Genomic DNA, 22,256 nt, shown 5'->3' with positions numbered 1-22,256 from the left:
ACTATGGTGGATTGGAGCAAACGGCTCAGTGCAAGGGGCTTATTGGTATGAGGGGATGGCACGACGGGAGAGTTATGAATTAGCACCAGCGGGAAGCGCTTCCACCGTGAGAGCTAGAGAGGATAGGGATAGGGAAATGTAAGTATCATATCGGAGTCAGAATCCTAAACAACTTCGAACCATAGAGTAAATGACACAACGGGAGGGATATTAATTAATTGGGTTAAAAAATACGATTGTAGAGCAACATAGATAGGAAATGATCAAACTTTTTTATAAAAGAATGAACCAACTGAAAATATTAAGAGCGTGTTTTGATCAATCTTTTTTTCAAAACACGCTCTTTTCTATGATCGTTTATCAAGGTTATTAGTATCAATTTGATCAAACTTTATTTTAAAGCAACACTTTGTTATTTTTCGGAATATATATTTAAAAAATCATGTTTTTATCAAAAAATGACTTCTCAGATTTGTGTATTTTTCATTTTTGTTAACAATATAATACGATAGGTCTTGGAGGTATTAAAAGCGATTATAGAGGACAAGAAGAGCCTTATACTTGTTTTTGTAGATTTTCAGGGAAAATAAAAAAGGTCAGTCGTTATTTGCGACTTAACCCTTTCTCTACAAGCTGACGAATTGCTTCATTTCGATTCTTCAGCTTATTTTCGTGCCAAAAACTCTCTATTTGTTCCACTTGTTCTTTTGTAAATGTAACTAGAATTTGAGTGTTCTTTTCTTTATTAACAGCCATTCTAAAACCTCCCCTATAAAAAGTATTATAAGTTATATAACTTATATTGACAAATAGAATGGTGAACAATACAATGGTTATATAACTTATATAACCATTTAAGGAGGAGAAAAGAGAATGGAGAGAAAAATCAATAAAATGATGAGGGATCTTCAATTTCTTATGAAACATGGTCAAATAGGTATGGATCTAACAGATTTTAAGTATCAAGAACTGTTATTTGGTGCGTTAGAGATAACAGGAAAGAAATTTGCTACTGAAATATATGAAAATACCTTGATTTTAAAATTAAGGTATTCAAAAAAAAATTAGTTTAATAATTTATATACAATTTGAATTTTATATAGAAAGGAAAGATATGGGATGACTAAATTTAAAAAATCGTTATTTAAAGCATATGGTAAATACTTAGACCGAATCGCAAACACCGATATTGAAGATAGCTTAACGGCTTATGTTGAGTCGGAAGAATGGTTAAAAGAAAACGGATTAGGTCGAGAATTTCTTGAAGAAGTTGAACAACGATTGGAAAAAGAAATGAATTTAATATAACTTAATACAATTTGAATTTGATATAAAAGTGGGTGAAAGTGTGAATTTATTTGAAACGAAAACATTTGACCTATGGGCTAAAGCCACACTAATTGTTGCTACAAATACAACATGTATGTATTTGTTAAGTAAATATGTTGGTTTGTTTGAATTTAATATGGTTCGAAGCTTTCTACGAACTCATTTAATCAATCTAGTAATTCTGGATTTAAAAAGAATGATGATCCATTCTCTAATTCAGGTCAACCAATTGATATTTCGGACGACGATTTACCATTTTAATGGATCGATAAATTTAACAAAAGCATTATTGTATCTGAAAAGAAGGGGACATTTAAATGGAAAGCATACATCTTTCCTTTCAGCAAAGGTGTAAAAATGCATTTGTAATGATCGTATGTTTTTTGATTTTCATGTTTTTAATATATGGAGAAAGCCTGTTACAATAAAAGAAACATAGGGTATCGTGTGTGGAGCTATAAATAAGGGTATAAAAGGGAGAGAGCAAATGAAATCAACAGGTATAACGAGAAGAGTAGATGAATTAGGACGTGTGGTAATTCCAAAGGAATTAAGAGATACTCTTGGTATTAAAGAAAAAACGCCATTAGAGATCTTTGTAGAGGATGAAAAAATCATTTTACAAAAGTATGAGCCTGGTGACCTTTGTGCAGTAACAGGAGAAGTGTCAAATCGTAACCTTTCATTAGCAAACGGTAAGATCACATTAAGTCCAGAAGGTGCGGAACTAGTAATAAAAGAATTACAACAGTATCTTGTAAAATAAGTGGCTCCTTTCGAGGGGCTTTTTTTAAGTTTGTTGTAATAATTTCACGTACCGTAATGTTTAATAAAAACAACCTACACCAAACATTAGTATTCATTTAAGTTGATGACACTTCTTATAATAAGTCGCTTATTGTCTTCATTTGAGATAAATTTCTTGCGAAATACGCCCATGTAACAGTATTTCAATTTAAATGTGCTACGATAGTTATATATTTGTTTTGATAGTAAAAGGGGAGGTTTGTTGATGAAAAATCATATAAAAGTAAATGGAAAGCTTCTTCAAACCAATAAAAAATGATCACATCTCAGGCAAAAACAAAAAGAACTCATTTCTAATTGGTTACGTAGAGAATATACAAAATTTGTACAAGTGCATCATAGAAAACCTAAAAAGTACGAGCACGATGAGATTCTTCATGACGTGATGGATCAAATACAGCAACGTGAAATTTGGATCCCGTATGGGGAAGTAAAAAGATACTATTTAAGTAAAATAGGAAAATGGTTTCGAAAAATAGAAAGTGAATGGGAAGCACAAAGACCCGGTAATGAAAAGCAACACACCTTAGATCAAAAATAAATACAACAGAAAAGGGGAATAAACAATGCGGAATTTTCAAGAGGATATGTTTGAACAACTAAAAGAGAAAAAAGGGCAGGTTACGATGTTTTTAAAAAGTGGGGTTCCAATACGTGGGGAGATCCTTACAATAGATAAATTTACTGTTCTTATGATGGCTGATGGTAAGCAGCAATTAGTTTACAAACAAGCCATTTCAACGATTGTTAAGTAATACATACTAGATTTATGTAAATATTTCTCAATATTACACTATAGATATATAAGCTATACTATAAGTATTCTTTTTCTTGTTTATATCTTTGTTATTTCCTGTTGCAGAATCCTTATCACAAGGGTTCTTTTTTTATTGTATTTCAACAAAAATATTTTTGTTCCCATAATTTTTAAAGTTTCTCTTGTAACCCTTATCCCTACTACTCTCTTGCAATTCATAAAAATGTTCCCATAATCCAAAGGTGAAAAAATATTCTGAAAATATATTTACATATACAATATTTGTAAGATATGATGGGGTTGTTCTAAAAATTAATGACAATAGGGGGATGACGTTATGAAAAAAAAGTTTTTGGTTAAAGCTGGTGCATTTGCATTATCTGTAGGAATACTCTTACCTACAACTACAAATGCGGCATATGGAGAAACTACAACTTCTAATGTACCCGCAACTACAGAAAATGTGAAGTATGAGCAAACAAACGAAATGAATAATGAAAAAGCATTTATAGAGGTTCGTGACAAAAAAGGTAATGTAATTAAAACCTATTCTAAAGAGGAAGTAGAGAAATTAAATCAGAACCTGGCTCCTTTGAGTTATGAAACATTTGGACCAGCGCAGTTTAGTAGTTATAAATGGATTGCTAGTAAAAAAAATTTTTACCGACCTAAAAGTGTAAATGTGGAAGCGGATGGTAAAGTTTGTGGATTGACGATAGGAGTATATGACTCCAGGGAACCTGTTGGAGAGGTGAGTGCTAAGGGTTGTTTTACAGGTGGATTAAACCTTCCTATTTCTCATCTTACTGATCGATTTTCCACGAATTATTACTCACTTAAACTTATAAATAAGGGTGGAGGGACAATTTATCTATTAGGTGGACAAGTTTACTATTAATAACACGTTTTCATGAATGTAAGAGCTATATAGAATATCTAAAAGACTGGATATGTAATCCAGTCTTTTATCATTAAGTATTAACTGTTGTATGCTATTTGAATAAAGGGTATTCCTAATAACTAACTTGTTAATTAATTATTTGTTTATCTCTACTATAAACTTCAATCTTATATGGATCTTCCTTAACCCATTTTTTCATTTTATTTGTTTTAAGCAAACCATAAATTTCAGTTTCGATTTTTTTAGCGTATTTCTTAGCTCCAGAATCAAAACTATTTATAGGAGCGTTTATAACGAGAGTAGGAGGTTGCTTTAGACTTATATCAGAATTTTGAATCGTTACACCCTTATATTCTTCTTTCTTGCGTAACTCATCATCAATATCTCCATTAATTTTGTACCATCTATTCTCTTTTTTAACTTGTTCCATATTTCTTCCACTAATGTTGATTGTATACGGTTTAATATTTTGCTTCTTTAACCGATTATTAATCTCTTTTCTTATCTCACTTGGCTTTTGAGTATCAGATATTTCTAGGTCTACTATTTTTGTTTGGTCATCTACAGAAGCACTAACGAAATCTTTTTTATTTACTACATTTACAACAGTGTCCATGACTTTTGAATCTTCCCTTTTGGTTTCTTCTATATCGCTTTGCTCACAAGCACAAAATAATACGACTAATAACAGAAGTAACAGTAACCATTTTTCTTTTTTCATCTCAATCCCCTTTCTGGTGATTCCTTTCTTTTATATCTAAATCGCATCTAAGCCTAGAGCTTAAAAAATTCATAACCCAAGTACATCCATCTAGCCTCTGTTTTCATATTGAATTAGGTATTCTCTAATACAAGCCAAAAACCTTCAGCCACTTAGGAGATTCACATGGAATTTTTTACAGATGCGACAGATTAGTGTACACGTAGTTTCGCTACCCCTTAATTTGTATTTTGACAGGTAACAATTTCATTTTAGAGGGATATTTCCAATCACGACTTCCCTTAGAGTAACCGTAAGATTGCAACTCCATTATTCATTGCAACATGCTCCTTTTGTACATGATCCTAGAATAGTCATAATACCTTTTTAACGAGAGTTTAGATTTAAAGCCTATCTTTTTTATAATTTCATCTTCTGAAATCTGATACTTAATGAGCCGTAAAATAAAGGTGTTCCGTAAGTGTTGCGCTGAGATCCCCTTACGTAAATTTGCACGAGCAACTTCGAGTCGAATCATTTTTTGAACAGCAATTTCCGTTAATGCTTTCGGAGCATCATTTTCATATACCCAGCGAAATGTATTCCGAGTAAAATCAAATGCAACAAACAATGGATCATTACTATGATACTTAGGACGAACAGGTTCAGGAATAATTTTGTAATAGCTAAACAATCGCTTTTTATCTTCTTCAGTTAATTGGATTGTTCTTTCTATACCAGCTACTCCTGGAACAGTGATTGTGTTATTTTCAAAATGGACGTGATACATCTGTAATGCTACAAGCTCTTGTAGCGATAATCCATAGTCCAGGAGTAAATGCACAATAGAAATATTCCGATCCATAAGTACTGGACGAACGGAACGTTGTTTCTCTGTTAAACCCTCTAATGAAGTTAAAATGTACTTTAGCTGTTTTTCTTCCTCTTTAGAAATAAAATCTTCATCACGTAACGCTCGGTTAGGCTGAATAACAAGTTGCATATCTTCTAAAGGACTTGGGAGATTTAAATACTGATACAGTCTATTTAGAACAATATAGACACGGTGCATCGTTTTATCAGAGTAATGTCGTTGTTGTTTTAAATCATAGAAATACTCTTCATAATCCTTTGTGCTAAGTGTTGTCCATATGTTGCATTTAGGAAATCTTTTCGATGTTTGCAACCACTGACCAAAATCTTCAAGATCATAGACGTATCGTTTGATTGTTGAAAGCTTTCGTCCTTTATTTAATAAAAAAGAAGAAAATCCTTGTACTGTATCTTGGAATTCTTGTGTTGTCATAACCCTATCATCCTATTTTTCCTTCTAGTATATCAAATAAGTGTTTTAAACAAACGTTTGATTAATAGAAAACGCCTGAATAATAAACGTCCCAAAAACGTTCATTTTTAGGATAATTAAATTCCAAGCGATTTTCACTCTATTTTTATCAGAAAACTTTCCCAAAAATCATTTCAAAAACTATATCCCTAATACGTAAGTTTATGAATCATAGTAAATTGGAATAAAATAACTTTATCAACAACTGTTATAGATAAATATGGTAAAATATACATAGAGTAACAGCTCAAAAAGTAAAATGGTGATTCAAGTTAAAAAAGTACTCATTTGGGTGCTTTTTTCTCTGTCTTACATACACAAAAGGGGATTTCATCATGAATATCATCGACTTAGAACTAGTACGAAAGCGAAAAATAAAGGAAAATAAAATGATTACAATACCCATTATTGAACGGGTCTTTGAAGTAAATGGAGAAATTCAATTTGAAGTAACTGGTGAAAAAGAAATTTCTATTGCTTGGCTAGAAAAAGAATAGATACTTCTGTCCTTTATCTAAACAAGAACCTGTAGTATTCCTACAAGTTCTTGTTTATTTTTTTATAAAACCGAAAGTAAACTTTAATATATTTGTTTACTTTCAAAACACCGAAAACATTGACTTTATCCAGATTCCCCTAATATCCTCAAAATTAGTGATAAAAGTATACATTCAAAACACTGAAAACAAATGATAAATAAGGTTAATATAAAAAGAGCTTTCTTTTATAATTGTTTTTGAACTAAACTAATTATAAAAGAAAGCTCTTTCGTTGTTTAAATAATTTATAACTATATTTTATTTAAAATAAACTCTTCAAAATCAGACTCAGCAAAATTATTAACAACCTGATGAATAACTCCATCTCTTAATAATAAAATTTCATCACCAATTTTATTAGCTATTGGTAACATATGCGTTGAAATAAATACAATATTTCCGTTAATCGCATAATCCTCTAATTTTTTACGCATGACATCAATATTTATAGGATCTAAAGAAACTAATGGTTCATCTAATAACAAAACTTTTGGTTTAATTAAGAAAGCAATAGCTAAAGCTAATTGATGCTTCATTCCATGAGAATAATTAACAACTAATTCTTTTGCAAAAGACTGCATTCCTGCATTTTGAATATACATTTCTAATTCAATTTTAGTCATATTCATATTATGTAATTTTTGAACAAAATCTAAATTGTCAACACCAGATAAAAAATCTAAGAAAACTGGATTTTCCGAAACATAATGAAAAATTTCATCCTTATTTTGTTTCTGATTAAACTTTATACTGCCAGAATCATAATTAAGCATACCAGCTAATATTTTCATTAATGTAGTCTTTCCAGCACCATTCCTACCTAATAAACAATAAACTTTCCCAGATTCTAAATTAAAATTTACTTCTTTTAATATTTCTTGCTTATATATTTTCTTTAAATTTTGTACGAAAACTTTCATAAAATCTCACTCCACAATTATTTTTAAAAGATTCGGAGTTACAAATCCTTCAATTAAAGCAGCAATAAAAAAGATAATTAACATTAAAGACATTACCTGGATAATACCTTTAAAATCTTCAACATAAAATATATTTCTTTTATATAACTTGTTAATTAAATATCTAAAACTGATTGTAGATAAATAAAAATTCAAAGTAATTCCAATTATCTCCATAAAACCATGTGTCATTAATACAGCAAAAGAGTACAAAAATGAACCACTATGTATATAAGCACTATATGCAGCAAATGAAATCAAATAAAAATCATACAAAAAAAACATTGTAGAAACAACACCAAAAGATAATATACCTAAAAAAATCAAAGTGAAAGAAGATGAAATATTATGAATAAATATATCTTTCCATTTTACATACTTTATTAATTCTTGATTATCCAATTTTTGAACTAAAGGATCACTAAACGCTATAAAAAAATACACAGACATAAATAAAATAACGTACACTGTCAAAATATAAATTACAGTTTTATTAAAAACCTTCCTAAAATTAATCAAACTTATCATAAAGAAAACCTCTTATTTTATCAATTTTATCTAAAATTAAAACTTTTAAAAGATATACACATATCATAGGAACTAAATACCAAAAAAACATATAGCTAAAATTAAAATAGTTTAATAGCAATTCTACACCTATGATAATTATGAAAAAAACAAATATAATGATCTTCCCAATTTTTTTAAAGATCTTTTCATCAAATTGCATCTCTAATCTATAAACACATGCACAATAAATATAAATACCACAAAAAATCAATAAAAATCCAGATAATAAAAAACTAATTATAAATAAATCAGCTTTCAATACTTGTGAGATACATAAAATACTAATTATAAATACAAATTGTACACATAAAAACACTGATATCATTAAAGTAACATTAAATAAAGGTAATCTATTTCTTTTACAAAACAAAACTATTTGAGATATATTATTATTCAAAAATAGAGTTAATAGCATGTAAACGGAAAAAAACGCTATGTTTTCTACTCTATTACTAAAAAATATTAATATGATAAAAGTTCCCATATAAGCAAGGAAAAAATTTGTATTAATGATTCCATAACTTCTATAAAAATTCATATATATATATGTATATTTTTTCTTAAAGAAGTTATAATCAGCAAAATAAAATTTAAATGTCTTTTCAATACATAATTTGTTAACATAAAAATTTAAAATAATAGTTAAAAAAACACATGTCATTAATCCAACGATATAACTAATCATCCCAATTCTATAATCATAAAGATTAATTTTAAATGTAACTGTACTTGTTACTAACTTAACTAAATTTCCACTAAGTATACTATCAAACAAAAGACTTATAAAATCACTAATATAGTTCTTATTTAAAGATATAACGAGACAAACAACAAGATAGAAAAAAGGAATAAAAAATTTATTAACACCTAAAATATAGATTTGTTCGAACATATAAAACATAAATTTTATAAACCCTATTATAAAACCTAAATATAATAAAACTAATAAAATTTGTACCATAAATATAAACCCATTAATACCATTAAGAAATGCTTGCATTAACAAAAAAGGAAGAGAAAAAAAAGAAATCCCTAACCAAGATAATATGACTCCTAAATACTCATTAGTTAAAATCAATTTTTTTTTCTGCTTTATAGAAAGATTACTTTTTATAGCATAGGTCCGAATATCATCACTAATGCCATAATTTATAATAAATAATGCACATAAACTAATATAAAGAATAATTAAAAGATTTATTTTTTCCACAGACATTGGAATATAGTGAAACAAAAGTTGAAACAAAGAAGCTAATATAAACCAAAAAATAGATAGAAGAACAAGAGAAACTTTTAAATAAGGTTTTAAACTTAAAAAAAATCGATTCATCACATTTGATTTTAAACCGACTCCATCACTAGCATATAAAATATTGTTAAAAATTATTTTTAAAATTTTATCAGTTAACAAATAAATTAATTTTAAATCCAACTTAAATCACACTTTCTTAACATAAATATCTTAAATAAAAGTAACTACTCAAATGCTCCAAAAAGTACATAGACTAAATTACAACATAATCAGAAAACATTTAAATAGTTACTAATATAAGTTAATATTTAAAACCCTCTTCTCACAATCAAGCTAAATCAATAATTTTAGTGCTTAGCTAACATCTCAATATGATTATCTAATAAATATGAAATAGCTGCATCACCTAATACACTTACAACAATACCCACAACATTCCAACTCATAAATACAGTTAAAGCTTTTTTAATACCTTTACCAGCTTTCCATGCTTTACGAGCTTTGTAACAACCTGTAAGAGCTGCAGCATAAGATATACTTGGAACAAGATTAGAAATATTAAATGATAACCCCATATTTGCAATTAAAACAATTGCACCCATAACAGTTCCTAAAGCAAGTATTCCTAACAATTCTTTCTTATTTTGTGAACTTTTCATAACTAAAGTATTCAATTAATTTAACCCCCTAAAGAAATTTTAGAAAAAATAAGATAACTTATAAAAACAAAGATTGTGAAAAGAAGAGGTTTTAGCGAATTAATATTTGCAAGTACTTTTAATAGTACGAACATAACAATAAGACTTAAAATTAAAAACGGATTAATTATCAAGAAAATAAAACCAGAATAATCCTTATATACAAATAATTCCCATATAACGATTAAAGATAAAAAAGAAGAAAAGATTAAAAACACTCTATAAAAGATTTTAAATTCAATTGGGATTTTAAAAATGAATTTTGCAATTAAATGTGTAATTAAAGCACCAAAAAACAGCTGCACAATAACATAAAATAATATAATAACAAAAATAATTCCCATTATAGCAATAGCAGGTGCACCTTCTGTATTTATCATATTAATTACGTCTTGAACTTCCTTAAGACCTATATCCGTATATATAGATAAAGACACTGAAATGATAGATAAAACAAAAGATATTCCAAATAAAATATAAGTAGCAAACTTATTATTTTTAATCCAATTAATCATTTTTCAAACCGCCTCTTTAACAAAATTAAATAAAGTGAATATAAATATACTGTAGTTTATAAAATTATATAAAAACAGTCTGTTTAAATTTTCTAAATAATGGTATAATTATTCAAGTTAAAATGGAAAACTTAACAATATTTACTATTAATGATAATAACAATACTTAAAAGTAAATATTTACTTTTACATAATCATGAATATAGCTACAGAAATATTAAGTTATATCTCATTCTTCATAATTATATAATAATAAAAATATAAAACGTTCATAGTAAGAAAATGCTTGTATGCTGATCTGTACTGTATTCTCTTATTATATGTATGCAATATTTCTCCCCTCAATTAGCCTCATAAATAAATCCACTAAATTTTACAAATAAAAACAAACGTTTGTTCTTTTTTTATAAATATGATCATAGATATTTGACATAACCTATCATTATCCATAGCAAAAAAAGGCTCACTCCTATATAAAAACAAATAAGGAGTGAGCCTTTTTTTTATTATTAAATTCTAATTTATTTACCAAATAGACGACTCCAAAGTGATTTCTTCTGTTCTGAAGCTGCTATTAGACGCTTACTATCTTGTATTTCTCTTAATACTTGCATTAATTGAATATCTCTTTGTTCTTCTCTTATTATCCTTTGAGCATCTGTTTCTTGTAAAAGTTTACTCTGTTGATCCAATCTCTGAATTAACTCTAAATTAAGCTGTTCTAATCGTTCTATACGTTCTGTTAATCCTTTTATGTGTTCTGTATCTGCTACGCTATCTGTAACAACAGTTGCTATCTGATTTTCTGTAACACTTGTCATTGCTAAATTTATAGCCTGTTCTAGTGTTACGTTCTTCTTGTTCATAGCTGTTACTAGCCGTTCTATAGTTGCTACATCTTTATGAAAAAAAATTCTAGAATTATTGCTACCGCGCTCAAAAGGATACCCGGCTTCCTCCAGGGCAAGGCAATATTTACGCAAAGTACTTGAGCCAATCCCTAAGTTCTTGGCTACCTCAGATCCCCAATAAGTTTGAGCCATATTTTTTGTCCTCCCTCTGTTCTAAGCTGTTCTTCAGTTGCTATATAGTGTTTTCCTTCTTTAAAAAGGTAACACCTTCTTTTTTAAATTTAAAGAAGAGTTTTCAGTTGTCTTTTGAAATTGTCTAGAATAGAACACAGTAACTCAACTATTTTTTTATACAAGATTTTATACAAATTTTTGTACTAATACAGGACATTCGTGAACCTGAAAAACCCTAACATCCCTACAATGTATAAAATCATGCATGGGATAATCAAAAGAGAAAACGCACAAATCGAATGATAGCAAAGGTTTCGCTTTTTATTTGCTACCGATAATAGGACGTTATGTTAACCTCCATGAATACTATATACATAGTGTTATTAAAAATTTCATCTGATAGAATGGAAGTAATAGGAAAAAAGGCGGGGGTATAATGATAGAAATTTTAATACTATTAGTATTACTTTTCATGTTATATGAACTAATTAAAACAAAAAATGAACTGAAATTTTTTAGAAATGATATTAAACGATTATTAGAAAAGGAAGATAAAGATATATAAAATTACTTCCGCTAACAAATTTTATAGTAACTAATCAGTAAGGAGGAAATAAAATAATTCAAGTAAGAATTGCTACACTTAATGATCTAGAAGATGTAATATATATTGATTCTGAAGTTATTGGTAACAGGAGTAGAGAAGTTGAGCTAAGAAAGGGGTCCCGCCAACATTTTAACGAAAATATACGCTAAGTCTTCGATAATCACCGGCTTGGCGTTTTTTCTTACTCTAATCTGAATAGTCCGGGTCGTGTTGCCCGGAACCAACGGTTATTCAACGTCCTACTGTTTAAGCAGTCATTGGCGGACATCAAGTATACGTTCTGAAATACCTAATGACTACTAATCTTAATTAGTGATCATTAGAAATGCGGAAGGTCTATTATGGAAAAAGACGAGTCAAAATTTAGACGACCTTAATAAAAAGAGATAGAACGGCTTTCAAAAAACATTGGACTATTCTATGTCGTGACATGACTATTGGAACAGCTCACTAATGGTATAATGTCTTCCTTGGCAAAATTCAGCTCAGACCGTTCGGATGTCTCTCCAAATATTTTGCTCTTGCTCCATTCAGCAACTCCATCAATACCATAATATCTTCCTCAGTTGAATCGTAGTTCGTAATGCAAGCTCGCAGTACTGGAGCCTTGTTTATTTCGTATACTGAAATCCATGCCTGCCCTGAACGTAATATCTCTTGACATATAAATGATGCGAAATTCGATTGGATCTTTGAGTGAATATTGGAATCTGTAAAGCATACGACAGGCAATACGGTATCATTGACAACCTTCCAGTTAGAGCAAGCAAGCTCCCAGCGTAACCGATTGCCCATCTCTGTCTGGTGCTGCACCATGCTGCGATAGCCTTCCCAACCAACCGTTACAAGCGATAAATACACTTTCAAACCGATAAACCTTCGCGACCATTGAATCGAATGGGTGAACGGATCAATAACATCCAGATCAAATCCTTCTTTCGGCATATAATCTGCCGTGATACTGAATGTTTTATGTAAGATGTCCTTATGTCGTGTAATATAAATTCCCGCCCCCATCGGGACAGACATCCACTTGTGCGCATCGAAGGTAATGGAGTCAGCTCGGCCAATACCATGAAGTAGTTCAAGCAGTTCTGGTGCAAACACGGAGGCTCCACCATACGCAGCATCCACATGCAGCCACAGTTGCTCACGTTCAGCCAAGTTTGCCATTTCGTTAATGGGATCAATCGCTCCGGCGCCGGTCGTTCCACCCGTCGCAATGATGAGAAAAGGAGTGTATCCAGCAGCGCGATCCACTTGAATTTGATGATGAAGCGCATGAACATCGATATGCATTTCAGAGTCCGTCGTAATAATGCGAAGGGAATCTGTACCCAGGCCGCAGGAACGCGCTGCCTTTACCAGAGAATGGTGGCTCTCAGTAGAGGCGTACATGACGGGATTCGTGGGGAGTGACCTCAGCCCCTCTTTGGCATAAGATGGAAAATGATGTACTAGTGCGGTCAGTACGGCCGTCAAATTTGCTTCCGCTCCCCCCGTTGTAAATGTCCCATCTGCTGCCTCTGCTGAATAACCGAATTTTGAAGCTATCTCTTTCAATACATAATTCTCCATTTCGACCGCTACAGGTGCATGGCTCCAGGCTGCAAGCTGCGGATTGAATGCTGCAGTAATCGTATCCGCCATAATTCCCATGAAGTTGGGCCGCGGATTATATAGACCGAAATATCGCGGGTGTGGCGTATGTACCTGGTATTGCCTTAATCCCTCCAGGATATGATAAATCGCCTCGCGCGCGCTGACGGGATGCTCAAAAGATAATCTACGTGCGTATTCTGCAACCGCATCCAAGCTGAGTTCAGGTGAGACACGAACCTCGCGTATGTGCGTCATATAGTCATTGATTTGCTCCAACAGATAGGTTCCAATGTCCATGCGTTCGTCCGTATCAAGATTAAGAATTGAATTATGCTTCATCATGTGGAAAATGCATCTCCCTTCATCTTGTAAAATTCCATTGCTGATTCAGATTATACACTCGTAGAACTCGGGTGTATGCATCTTCGAATAAAACCGCAACATTTCGAAACAATATCTCTCCACTTGGCGACGCGGTCGGCGTACGCCAGCGACGGTAGCCAAAATGAATAATCCACCATAAAATTTGAAACGTGAGCAAGCATCTATACTTAGAGTAGGAACTATTGGCTTTATTGTATTGAATATTGGCTTAGCGTATATTTTCGTTAAAATGTTGGCGGAACCCCAGAAAGTCTATTGAAGAAAATAGATGTTTTGTAGGACAAATAGATAATCAAACTTCTGGTTTTCTAGTGTATCATAAACATTTTTTCAATCATATTTTTATAGATTTAGTAATTGTTCGCCCGACAGTACGAAGACAAGGTGTTGCAAAAACACTTATGAAACACGTGGAGAATATTTTCTCAGCAGATAAAATCTTTTCATCAACGAACAAATCAAACGAAAAAATGCAACAAGTCTTTTACTCACTCAATTACATTAATAGTGGATACATTGATAATTTGGATGACGGTGATCCAGAGATTATATTTTTTAAGAAATTTAATAACTTCCAATAACGATAATTATGTAAATAAGCTGTCCATATGGACAGCTTATTGTTTTTTTACTTAAGGGGGGCCCACCACATGCCCATCAACTTAAGAAATCCCAAAACGAAAGAAATGAGCCGTATTCTCATGAATAACTGTAAAAAGTTAAAATTTTCGTTATGGGGGTGTCTCAAAATCTTAGCTTGATGGGCATGTATGGTGAGGCCTAATAGGTTCCTTTTTTTAATACAAAAATTTCAAATGTATAGAGTTATGCTTCGAATCGTTTCCGTTTTCATAAAGATCTTATAAAGTTAAATTTCTTGTTTTATTTTAGCTTGATGCTGATAAGATACTAGCATCCCTTTTTTTATTATTCAAATTAGAATAAATATCTACTGTCGTTTAATAGGCAATGCATAATAGCCAAAAGCTAAATCCAGCAAGGCACTTGCTTCTTGGCGCAGTAACACATCTTTCGGACGGAACATAAAGGATCCGTCAGCATTGATGGAAGTATTAGGGTCTAGAATTCCTTGGGAGGCAAGTGCTTGAATAGATTGGACTGCCCAATCATCTGCGGCATCAAGTAATTTAACTTTACTAGCTTTATCAGTTTGAATCATTTTCAGGTCTTGAATTTGCTTTACGTTTTGAATCATGGTTGCTGCGACCTGTCGGGTAATCGGAGTAGCACGGTTATACTCTGGAATTCCATTCATCATTTTTTCTCTTGCCTCCTTGGATTCGTCTGGAAAACCGTTCCATCCGTGAGCAAGTAACAGCGTATCCGCAAATTCTCCTTGTGTCATGGTGTCCATCGGATTAAATAGATTATCTGTTTTAGCACTCATAATATTTAGAGCATGAAGACTATCAATGTGACTTCTATATTTACTCTTTGATGGCACGTCATCAAAAGGTGGTTTGTTGTTAATTCTCTGAGCATCTGCTACAAAATCATAGCTTTTAGGAGAGTTGTAGTGAAAATATGCGATTTCTCCAGCCGAATTCTTTTTGAAAGCGACTTTATTGCCTTCTGAATCCTCAAATAACAACGGATGAATCATTTTGAGAACTTGTTTTCTCGTTTTACCACCCTCCATGACCAAATTCCCATTTTCATAAGTAAAATGAGTGCGAATTGCAGCAAAACGCGTATTTTGGAATAAACCCAAGTATTTATGAGCCTCTTTTTCCTCTAACGGAAGATAGCTTGTTTTTACATCATTCTTCTTAGCAGGGAAATAGTGATCCATGAGAGCTTCATATATGTCTATACTCATCATTGAATCATTATTATAAGACATGAAGAATGCTGTTTTTTGTTCAGGCACTAAAATCAGCAGTGATTGATGTCCAGGCATACTTCCACCTTTCATTACAACGTGTTGACCGTTAGCAAATTCATTAAAAGGCGTTTCAAATCCAATTGTCGCAACAGGGATTGTCTTATCATCAAAAACTTGATAGGCATGCATCATATCTATGCTTTTTTTACTTACAATTTCTTTGTCTTTAAACGTTCCTTTCTGTAGTTGCATAATCATGTATTTTGACATGTCTTCCGCAGTAGATAAAATGCCTCCTTGTGGTGTATCCCTTAAACCGCTCCCACTTGTTGGAATCGGATCACCAGTGGGACCATAATGTGTAGCCATTCTTTCGAGAAGGTCAGGCGTAAAGTTCATACTCGTAGATTTCATATCTAATGGTTTGAAAATATTTTTTTCCATATATTTTGAGAAAGGGGTGTTAGTAGCATTTTCTACTGCAAACCCTGCGAGCGCAAATGAGACGTTGTCATACGTATAAGCTTCCCCTGGTGGCCGTATCACCGTTGGCATATGTTTAGAGAAAAATTCTTTCATTGGTATACTATTATGAACGTATTCGGGTCCAGTTATATTTGTGAGGTCCGGAAAATCTACTCCGCTAGTATAAGTGAGCATATCAAACAGGGTGAGAGGTTTCCCTGTTTGATTAGGGATTTGTAATCCACCAAGATATTTTTGTACGTCTTGATCTAGTTTAAGCTTTCCTTTATCGACTTGCTGCATCACAGCCAAAGCAGTAAAAGTTTTCGAGACGGAAGCGATTTGAAAGACCGTGTCCTTAGTGACGGGGATTTTCTTTTCTTTATCGGCATATCCATATCCTTTATTGACAACGACCTTTCCATCATGAACGACGACAAAACTAGAACCGTTCACATTGTACTTCTTCATTTTTTCTTCAAATAACGGATCAGCAAAAGATTCTATTTCTTTTTTATTATTAGGTCCATTCGTCATTTGGATATTAGTCGTGGATGCCGATGGTTTTGATTTTCCTGCTTCTAATGATTGTTGGGAACACGCAGAAATCATGGTTGAAGAAGAAAGAAGAATTGCAACGATCCCCAGTTTGTTAATTGCTTGTTTCATTTTTGTACACTCCTTTATTTGATTGAAATTTTTTGTTAGCACAACGAGTTAGCGGCTCGTTAGCGTATGAACAGAGTGTAGCAAGCGGCGAGTCATAGTCGATAGTGAACTTTTGTCATATTTATAAAGAACAACAAAAATTGAGTGGGATACGGCTGTATTAATAGCTATGTCATAAAAATCATGACATTTTGACACTACCGTATGTGACAGAAAAACACTTAGAATCAAAGAGCAGTTTTTAACGCATTAACAATAAATGAGGAGGGGAGATTTTCATTGTGTATGATAAAAATATAAAGAGGCGTGAAAGGGGAAACAGGTATGACCTATATATGAAAAACAAACCAGTAACAAGAGTGTTTTAAGGAAAAGAAGTAATTTCTGCGGTTAACATACATGTGGAAAAAGAGGGATTTACCGTTTGATAGGACACAATGGCGTTTGTAAAAATAACAATTAGGAACATAATTACAAATTCAATGTTGACCTTTTGTCATTGGTAGAGATGATAGCTGTGTGGTTAGTATGAAGCAGCTAGCTAGCAACCACCTATACAATATGAATAGAGGAGAGGAATACCTTATGAAAACACGTAGTCAAATTACATGTGCAAGTCTGGCCCTTTTAATAGCTGGAAGTTCCCTGTTATACACAACACCAACCTCAATTGTAAAAGCAGAGCCCACTCAAAATGTATCTAGTTCGTTACAAACAAGTACTCAACGAGATCGTACTTCCGTCAAGCAAGCAATGCGGGATACATTGCAACTTGGATACCCGGGGATACTTGCTAAAACTTCTGAGGGTGGAAAAACGTGGGGTTATGCCGCTGGGGTAGCGAATCTGAGNTTCCGTCAAGCAAGCAATGCGGGATACATTGCAACTTGGATACCCGGGGATACTTGCTAAAACTTCTGAGGGTGGAAAAACGTGGGGTTATGCCGCTGGGATAGCGGATCTGAGAACCAAGAAACCAATGAAAACAGATTTTCGCTTTCGCATTGGTAGTACGACGAAGACATTCATTGCAACAGTGCTACTTCAATTAGCTGGAGAGAACCGCTTGAATCTAGACGACTCCATTGAAAAATGGTTACCTGGTGTCATTCAAGGAAACGGATATGATAGCAACCAGATTACTATCCGGCAGATATTGAATCATACAAGTGGTATTGCTAACTACATAAAGTCAACAGACTTTGATATGAAAGATACAAAAAAATCGTATACGGCTGAAGAATTTGTAAAGATGGGGATTTCTCTTCCCCCAGACTTTGCTCCAGGAAAGGGCTGGTCTTATTCAAACACAGGATACGTATTACTGGGTATCCTTATTGAAAAAGTAACTGGAAACAGCTATGCGGAAGAGGTTGAAAATCGAATTATTGAACCGCTTGAATTGTCAAATACATTCCTACCTGGCAATTCAACGGTTATTCCAGGCACCAAGCATGCCCGTGGATATGACAGATATGACGGAGAAAGGGAGCTAAAAGACGTTACTTATTCTAACCCAGGTAGCTCGGATGGAGATATGATTTCTACTGCTGATGATTTAAACAAATTTTTCTCTTACTTACTCAGTGGCAAATTACTGAAGGAACAGCAGCTAAAACAAATGCTTACTACAGTTCCTACAGGAACAGAAGGGATCGATGGATATGGTCTTGGAATCTATGAAACTAAACTTCAAAACGGTGTCTCGATATGGGGACACGCAGGCGGTGTTCCAGGGTTTTCTACTTTTGCTGGAGGCACGCTTGGAGGCAAGCATACATTGGCCATCAATGTGAATGGCCATAAAACTAGTCGTTCTGATCCTTTTAAAAATATTTTACTTGCTGAATTTAGCAAGTAGGTAAAAAGGAAAACCGGATAAATTTTGTCATAGTTTTTATAGTTTAAAATATACCTTTCTGGTTCAAAAAAACAACTTCCTTTTAAAATTTTTTTGAAATTAAGGTGGTAAATGCTATTAAGCTAATAAAACAAAATTCTCCGTAACATGAAAAAACGTTATTCTTTCTCTAGAATCATAGGAAAGGATAACGTTTTTTACATTTGGGGGTAAAACAATTTCTTAAGTGGATGGATGTGGGGTATCGCCACATCGCTATCAAGCTAAGACTTTTATTTGCCCCCATAATGAAAAGTTTACTCCTCTACAGTTATTTATGAGATTTTGGTTCATTTTTTCGTTTTTGGGAACAATTTATTTCTTAAGTTGGTGGGTAGGTATGATTCCCCTATATAACAAAGAAGGAACCTATCATATTTCATAATAGGTTCCTTCTTTAAATGCAGAAACTTCAAATGTATCGGGTTATACTTCGAATCGTTTCCATAAAGATATTATAAAGTTGAATTTCTTGTTATATTTTGGCCTAACGATAATGGGATACCATCATCCAATTTTTTTATGATTCAATTTAGGATGAATATCTAGCAAGCGGTTAGTCATAGTAGATAGTGAACTTTTGTCACATTTATAAAGGACAACAAAAATTGAGTGGATAAGGCTGTATTGATAGTTATGTCATACAAACTATGACATTTTGACACTACCGTATGTGACAGAAAAATACTTAGAATTGAAAAAGTAGCTTTTAACGTATTAGCAATGAATGAGGAGGAGAGATTTTAATGACGAAAGCATCAGCTCAAAAAAATTTGCAAGATTTTTATTTCTTGTTATTTACCTTTGTATCCGGATTTTTTTACTTTTGTTTCTATCTGGTCAGCATTACATTTGCATTAGTAATGACGATTATCTTTTTGGGTATTCCCTTGTTGGCGTGGGTGCTGCAAACAACTCACACGTTTGTTCAGTATGAACGTATTCAGACGAAGGTTTATACAGATATATCGATAGAGTTATTCGAACCAAGAAAAAAAGAGGAGGGAGATAAATGGATTAAAGCGAGGGATATAATCCTTAATAATAGCAACTGGAGGGCTATTTTTTGGCTCATGCAGAAATTTTTTGTTGGAATAATGAGTCTTATATGTGCTGTTTTACTGTATGTAATGCCGCTAGTATGTATCGTTACACCCTTACTTTTTCGATATTTTAATATATACTTATTGGGCATTGCTGTGAATTCATGGGAGACAGCAATTTTTGTCATGATTGTTGGTTTCATTCTCATCTGGATACAGAATCTTATTGGAAACTGCTTAGTTCGAATTATTGGAATGTACACGCGTTCCATGTTTAAAGCTATAAAGGAGTGATAATTTGTTTAAGACTTTGAAACTATGGTTCTGGTATGATTGGGCCTTACTTTGTATACGTTTTATTATTTGGCTATCATTGATATCAGCGACTATCCAACAACAAGATCATTTGACAGTACCACTTTGGATCATAATTCTTTGGGAAGTCGTTTCATTTTCAGTACCTTGGATTTGTTTAATGTTCAGTTATCGCTATTATTTGTTTACTGAAATAATATTATTTGGCGGAGTGTGTTTCTATTTAACTTTATTATTTCCGTCAGCGTATCTTGCTTTTTTAATGCCAACTTTTATGATTGCGGCAAATAGCGCTCATAAATCTTACCGCTGGTCGGGTCCTATCACAATTATCTTGTTCCCGTTGCTCATTGCGATATTTTCCAAAGTAACAGATTTATGGGTAATCATCCTACAACTCAGTTTAGCTTTTGCTATGGGCACTTTCTTTCGTTTACTGGCTATTAATTACCGTCAAAGTGAAATTATTCGGAACCAGAAACATGTATTGGAACAATATGTATCCCAAGTTGAGCGGATTACATTACTTGAGGAACGTGATAGGCTCTCAAAAGACTTACACGATACGATGGGGCATTCCTATACTTCAATTATTATGGGGATGGAAACATTACGTATGGAATTAAAGTCTAAAGAAGGAGAGCAACAGCTCGATTCATTATTACAATTGGCCCGTAACAGTATGGAAGAAGTAAGACTGTATTTACATCAATTAGATTTATCACAAGAATCGCTTCCCTTAGCTGTCACATTACAACAATTGACAGAGGAATTTAAGAAACATTCAAAAGTAAATGTACGTACTCGAATAATAGGGGAAGAGTATATGGTCTCCAAACAATCAAAAATGACACTATATCGGAGCTTGCAGGAATCACTAACAAATGCTGTTCGCCATGGGCATTCCACAGAAATCATTGTGTCACTTCATTTTGAACCACAACAGATAAGATTGGATGTACAGGATAATGGCTGTGGGGTAGAAGAGTGGAAGGATGGCTTTGGATTAACTGCAATGAAAGAGCGTATGAGTCAGTCACAAGGAAGAGTCATTGTTTATTCCAAAAAAGGGGAAGGGACATTAATTTCATGTGTTTTACCGAAACAAGTACAACTGTCTAATGAACAAATCCGCCTGTGTATTGTCGATGATCATTCTTTTATCCGAGAAAGTCTTCATACAATTTTGGATGGACAGGAGGATTTACAAGTAGTGGGTATGGCTGAAGATGGAGAACGGGCTTTGGAATTGTGTGAGAGACTAAAACCAGATGTAGTATTAATGGATTTAGAGATGCCAAATCTGGATGGGATTTATGCGACTAAAATGATTAAGAAAAAATGGCCGGACATTCGTGTACTCATTCTGTCAACCTTTCAGAATACAGAAAGGGCAAAAGAAATCATACGAAATGGTGCGGATGGATATTTATTGAAATCCATAGATTCGCGTGAACTAGCTGAATCAATTCGTCTAGTCTATCGAGGAGGCACGATGATTAATCATGACTTGTTCCATAGAATGTGGGAAGAAAATGAAGAAACCGGATTATTTGAATCACGATCAGATGGAAAAGAGTATGGATTAACGAAACGAGAATTAGAGATTTTAGAACTATTATCACAAGGAAGCCGTTATAAAACAATAGCTTCGACACTTTACTTGTCAAACGGAACGGTAAGAAATTACGCCTCCAATCTCTATGAGAAGCTAGGAGTTAAAAATCGAGAAGAAGCCGTACAAAAGGCAAAAGATATAGGATTACTTTCTTGACTCTCTCAATTGAACTAGTTAGCTGAAGTCAATGGGGAACTTACAGATAATGCAGGGCATCACTACCCAATCCTACATTTGAAACTACAATGAAAAATAAAGATTTGGAACGCCTCTGTTTTTTGTGAATAAAGTTGTTTAAGGGGTAGCGTCCACACATCCATCAACTTAAGATTCATTTTTATATAAAAGTTAAGGTTTTCTAAGTGGTTTTTCATTCCCTTTTACAGATATTTTAAAAATACGCATACCAA

General features: G+C 32.8%; 20 protein-coding genes and 4 pseudogenes. 13 read left to right on the top strand and 11 right to left on the bottom strand.

What is annotated here, in order from left to right; translation table 11 throughout:
- Positions 1 to 603: 603 nt before the first annotated feature.
- Positions 604 to 756: a ribbon-helix-helix domain-containing protein gene (locus tag AZF08_RS30725; protein ID WP_167332934.1), complete on the bottom strand. Its 153-nt coding sequence runs from the start codon at positions 754 to 756 to the stop codon at positions 604 to 606.
- Between the two features lie 117 nt (positions 757 to 873).
- Here AZF08_RS30725 and AZF08_RS09170 point away from each other — a divergent pair, with 117 nt between their 5' ends.
- The 7 genes and pseudogenes from AZF08_RS09170 (at position 874) to AZF08_RS09140 (ending at position 3,791) form a co-directional block, all read left to right on the top strand.
- A complete protein-coding gene (locus tag AZF08_RS09170; protein ID WP_033678248.1) occupies positions 874 to 1,068 on the top strand; it encodes a hypothetical protein in 195 nt (64 codons plus the stop codon).
- 51 nt (positions 1,069 to 1,119) lie between these two features.
- Positions 1,120 to 1,308 carry a hypothetical protein gene (locus AZF08_RS09165; RefSeq protein WP_033678250.1) on the top strand — a complete coding sequence of 63 codons (189 nt, stop codon included), beginning with the start codon at positions 1,120 to 1,122 and terminating at the stop codon, positions 1,306 to 1,308.
- A 192-nt stretch (positions 1,309 to 1,500) separates the two neighbouring features.
- Positions 1,501 to 1,590: pseudogene (locus AZF08_RS29770) on the top strand (single-stranded DNA-binding protein); the annotation flags it as partial.
- A gap of 226 nt (positions 1,591 to 1,816) precedes the next feature.
- Positions 1,817 to 2,095: an AbrB/MazE/SpoVT family DNA-binding domain-containing protein gene (locus AZF08_RS09155; protein ID WP_033678254.1), complete on the top strand. Its 279-nt coding sequence runs from the start codon at positions 1,817 to 1,819 to the stop codon at positions 2,093 to 2,095.
- 246 nt (positions 2,096 to 2,341) lie between these two features.
- A pseudogene (locus AZF08_RS09150) lies at positions 2,342 to 2,677 on the top strand (transposase).
- A 25-nt stretch (positions 2,678 to 2,702) separates the two neighbouring features.
- On the top strand, positions 2,703 to 2,891 hold the full coding sequence (gene hfq, locus AZF08_RS09145; RefSeq protein WP_033678255.1) for an RNA chaperone Hfq: 189 nt from the start codon (positions 2,703 to 2,705) through the stop codon (positions 2,889 to 2,891).
- Between the two features lie 339 nt (positions 2,892 to 3,230).
- Positions 3,231 to 3,791 (top strand): hypothetical protein, encoded by a 561-nt coding sequence (locus tag AZF08_RS09140; protein ID WP_033678258.1) that lies wholly within the window; start codon positions 3,231 to 3,233, stop codon positions 3,789 to 3,791.
- Positions 3,792 to 3,921: 130 nt separating this feature from the next.
- Here AZF08_RS09140 and AZF08_RS09135 read toward each other — a convergent pair whose 3' ends face one another.
- Positions 3,922 to 4,515 carry a DUF4030 domain-containing protein gene (locus AZF08_RS09135; protein ID WP_033678261.1) on the bottom strand — a complete coding sequence of 198 codons (594 nt, stop codon included), beginning with the start codon at positions 4,513 to 4,515 and terminating at the stop codon, positions 3,922 to 3,924.
- A gap of 313 nt (positions 4,516 to 4,828) precedes the next feature.
- Positions 4,829 to 5,800: a tyrosine-type recombinase/integrase gene (locus AZF08_RS09130; RefSeq protein WP_033678264.1), complete on the bottom strand. Its 972-nt coding sequence runs from the start codon at positions 5,798 to 5,800 to the stop codon at positions 4,829 to 4,831.
- A 374-nt stretch (positions 5,801 to 6,174) separates the two neighbouring features.
- On the opposite strand from AZF08_RS09130, the gene AZF08_RS30720 reads away from it, so the two are divergent.
- The gene (locus tag AZF08_RS30720; RefSeq protein ID WP_033678267.1) at positions 6,175 to 6,336 is read left to right on the top strand and encodes a hypothetical protein; all 162 of its coding nucleotides are present in this window, start codon (positions 6,175 to 6,177) and stop codon (positions 6,334 to 6,336) included.
- A gap of 293 nt (positions 6,337 to 6,629) precedes the next feature.
- On the opposite strand, the gene AZF08_RS09120 is transcribed toward AZF08_RS30720, so the two are convergent.
- The 7 genes from AZF08_RS09120 to AZF08_RS09090 all read right to left on the bottom strand — a co-directional run bounded on the left by AZF08_RS09120 (position 6,630) and on the right by AZF08_RS09090 (position 13,948).
- Positions 6,630 to 7,298: an ABC transporter ATP-binding protein gene (locus AZF08_RS09120; protein ID WP_033679172.1), complete on the bottom strand. Its 669-nt coding sequence runs from the start codon at positions 7,296 to 7,298 to the stop codon at positions 6,630 to 6,632.
- Positions 7,299 to 7,304: 6 nt separating this feature from the next.
- Complete coding sequence (locus AZF08_RS09115; protein ID WP_033679173.1) at positions 7,305 to 7,865, bottom strand: stage II sporulation protein M; 561 nt, start codon at positions 7,863 to 7,865, stop codon at positions 7,305 to 7,307.
- Positions 7,849 to 9,339, bottom strand: a complete 1,491-nt coding sequence (locus AZF08_RS09110; protein WP_033679174.1) for a hypothetical protein — start codon at positions 9,337 to 9,339, stop codon at positions 7,849 to 7,851. The genes AZF08_RS09115 and AZF08_RS09110 overlap by 17 nt, the downstream gene beginning before the upstream one ends.
- Before the next feature lie 167 nt (positions 9,340 to 9,506).
- On the bottom strand, positions 9,507 to 9,833 hold the full coding sequence (locus AZF08_RS09105) for a hypothetical protein (protein WP_033679175.1): 327 nt from the start codon (positions 9,831 to 9,833) through the stop codon (positions 9,507 to 9,509).
- A 5-nt stretch (positions 9,834 to 9,838) separates the two neighbouring features.
- Entirely contained in the window at positions 9,839 to 10,372 is a 534-nt protein-coding gene (locus AZF08_RS09100; RefSeq protein ID WP_033679176.1) for a hypothetical protein, read from the bottom strand.
- Between the two features lie 521 nt (positions 10,373 to 10,893).
- The gene (locus tag AZF08_RS09095; protein WP_033679177.1) at positions 10,894 to 11,415 is read right to left on the bottom strand and encodes a DUF3967 domain-containing protein; all 522 of its coding nucleotides are present in this window, start codon (positions 11,413 to 11,415) and stop codon (positions 10,894 to 10,896) included.
- A 1,069-nt stretch (positions 11,416 to 12,484) separates the two neighbouring features.
- Positions 12,485 to 13,948 carry a pyridoxal phosphate-dependent decarboxylase family protein gene (locus tag AZF08_RS09090; RefSeq protein ID WP_033679167.1) on the bottom strand — a complete coding sequence of 488 codons (1,464 nt, stop codon included), beginning with the start codon at positions 13,946 to 13,948 and terminating at the stop codon, positions 12,485 to 12,487.
- A 257-nt stretch (positions 13,949 to 14,205) separates the two neighbouring features.
- On the opposite strand from AZF08_RS09090, the gene AZF08_RS32130 reads away from it, so the two are divergent.
- On the top strand, positions 14,206 to 14,571 hold the full coding sequence (locus AZF08_RS32130) for a GNAT family N-acetyltransferase (protein WP_082246226.1): 366 nt from the start codon (positions 14,206 to 14,208) through the stop codon (positions 14,569 to 14,571).
- 368 nt (positions 14,572 to 14,939) lie between these two features.
- Here the strand turns inward: AZF08_RS32130 and AZF08_RS09080 are convergent, their stop codons facing one another.
- Positions 14,940 to 16,970, bottom strand: a complete 2,031-nt coding sequence (locus AZF08_RS09080; RefSeq protein ID WP_033679165.1) for a serine hydrolase — start codon at positions 16,968 to 16,970, stop codon at positions 14,940 to 14,942.
- Between the two features lie 585 nt (positions 16,971 to 17,555).
- On the opposite strand from AZF08_RS09080, the pseudogene AZF08_RS32125 reads away from it, so the two are divergent.
- From AZF08_RS32125 to AZF08_RS09060, 4 genes and pseudogenes are all read left to right on the top strand, one after another.
- Positions 17,556 to 17,708 (top strand): annotated as a pseudogene (locus AZF08_RS32125) (serine hydrolase domain-containing protein); the annotation flags it as partial.
- 115 nt (positions 17,709 to 17,823) lie between these two features.
- Positions 17,824 to 18,831 (top strand): annotated as a pseudogene (locus AZF08_RS09070) (serine hydrolase domain-containing protein); the annotation flags it as partial.
- Between the two features lie 785 nt (positions 18,832 to 19,616).
- The gene (locus AZF08_RS09065; protein WP_033679218.1) at positions 19,617 to 20,207 is read left to right on the top strand and encodes a sensor domain-containing protein; all 591 of its coding nucleotides are present in this window, start codon (positions 19,617 to 19,619) and stop codon (positions 20,205 to 20,207) included.
- Positions 20,208 to 20,211: 4 nt separating this feature from the next.
- Complete coding sequence (locus AZF08_RS09060) at positions 20,212 to 22,002, top strand: helix-turn-helix transcriptional regulator (protein ID WP_033679217.1); 1,791 nt, start codon at positions 20,212 to 20,214, stop codon at positions 22,000 to 22,002.
- Positions 22,003 to 22,256 lie beyond the last annotated feature (254 nt).

Origin of the sequence: Bacillus gaemokensis (assembly GCF_001590835.1) — a bacterium.
Lineage (GTDB): Bacteria > Bacillota > Bacilli > Bacillales > Bacillaceae_G > Bacillus_A > Bacillus_A gaemokensis.
Note: the sequence above shows the minus strand (reverse complement) of the source record. Positions and strands in the feature narration are given on the sequence as shown.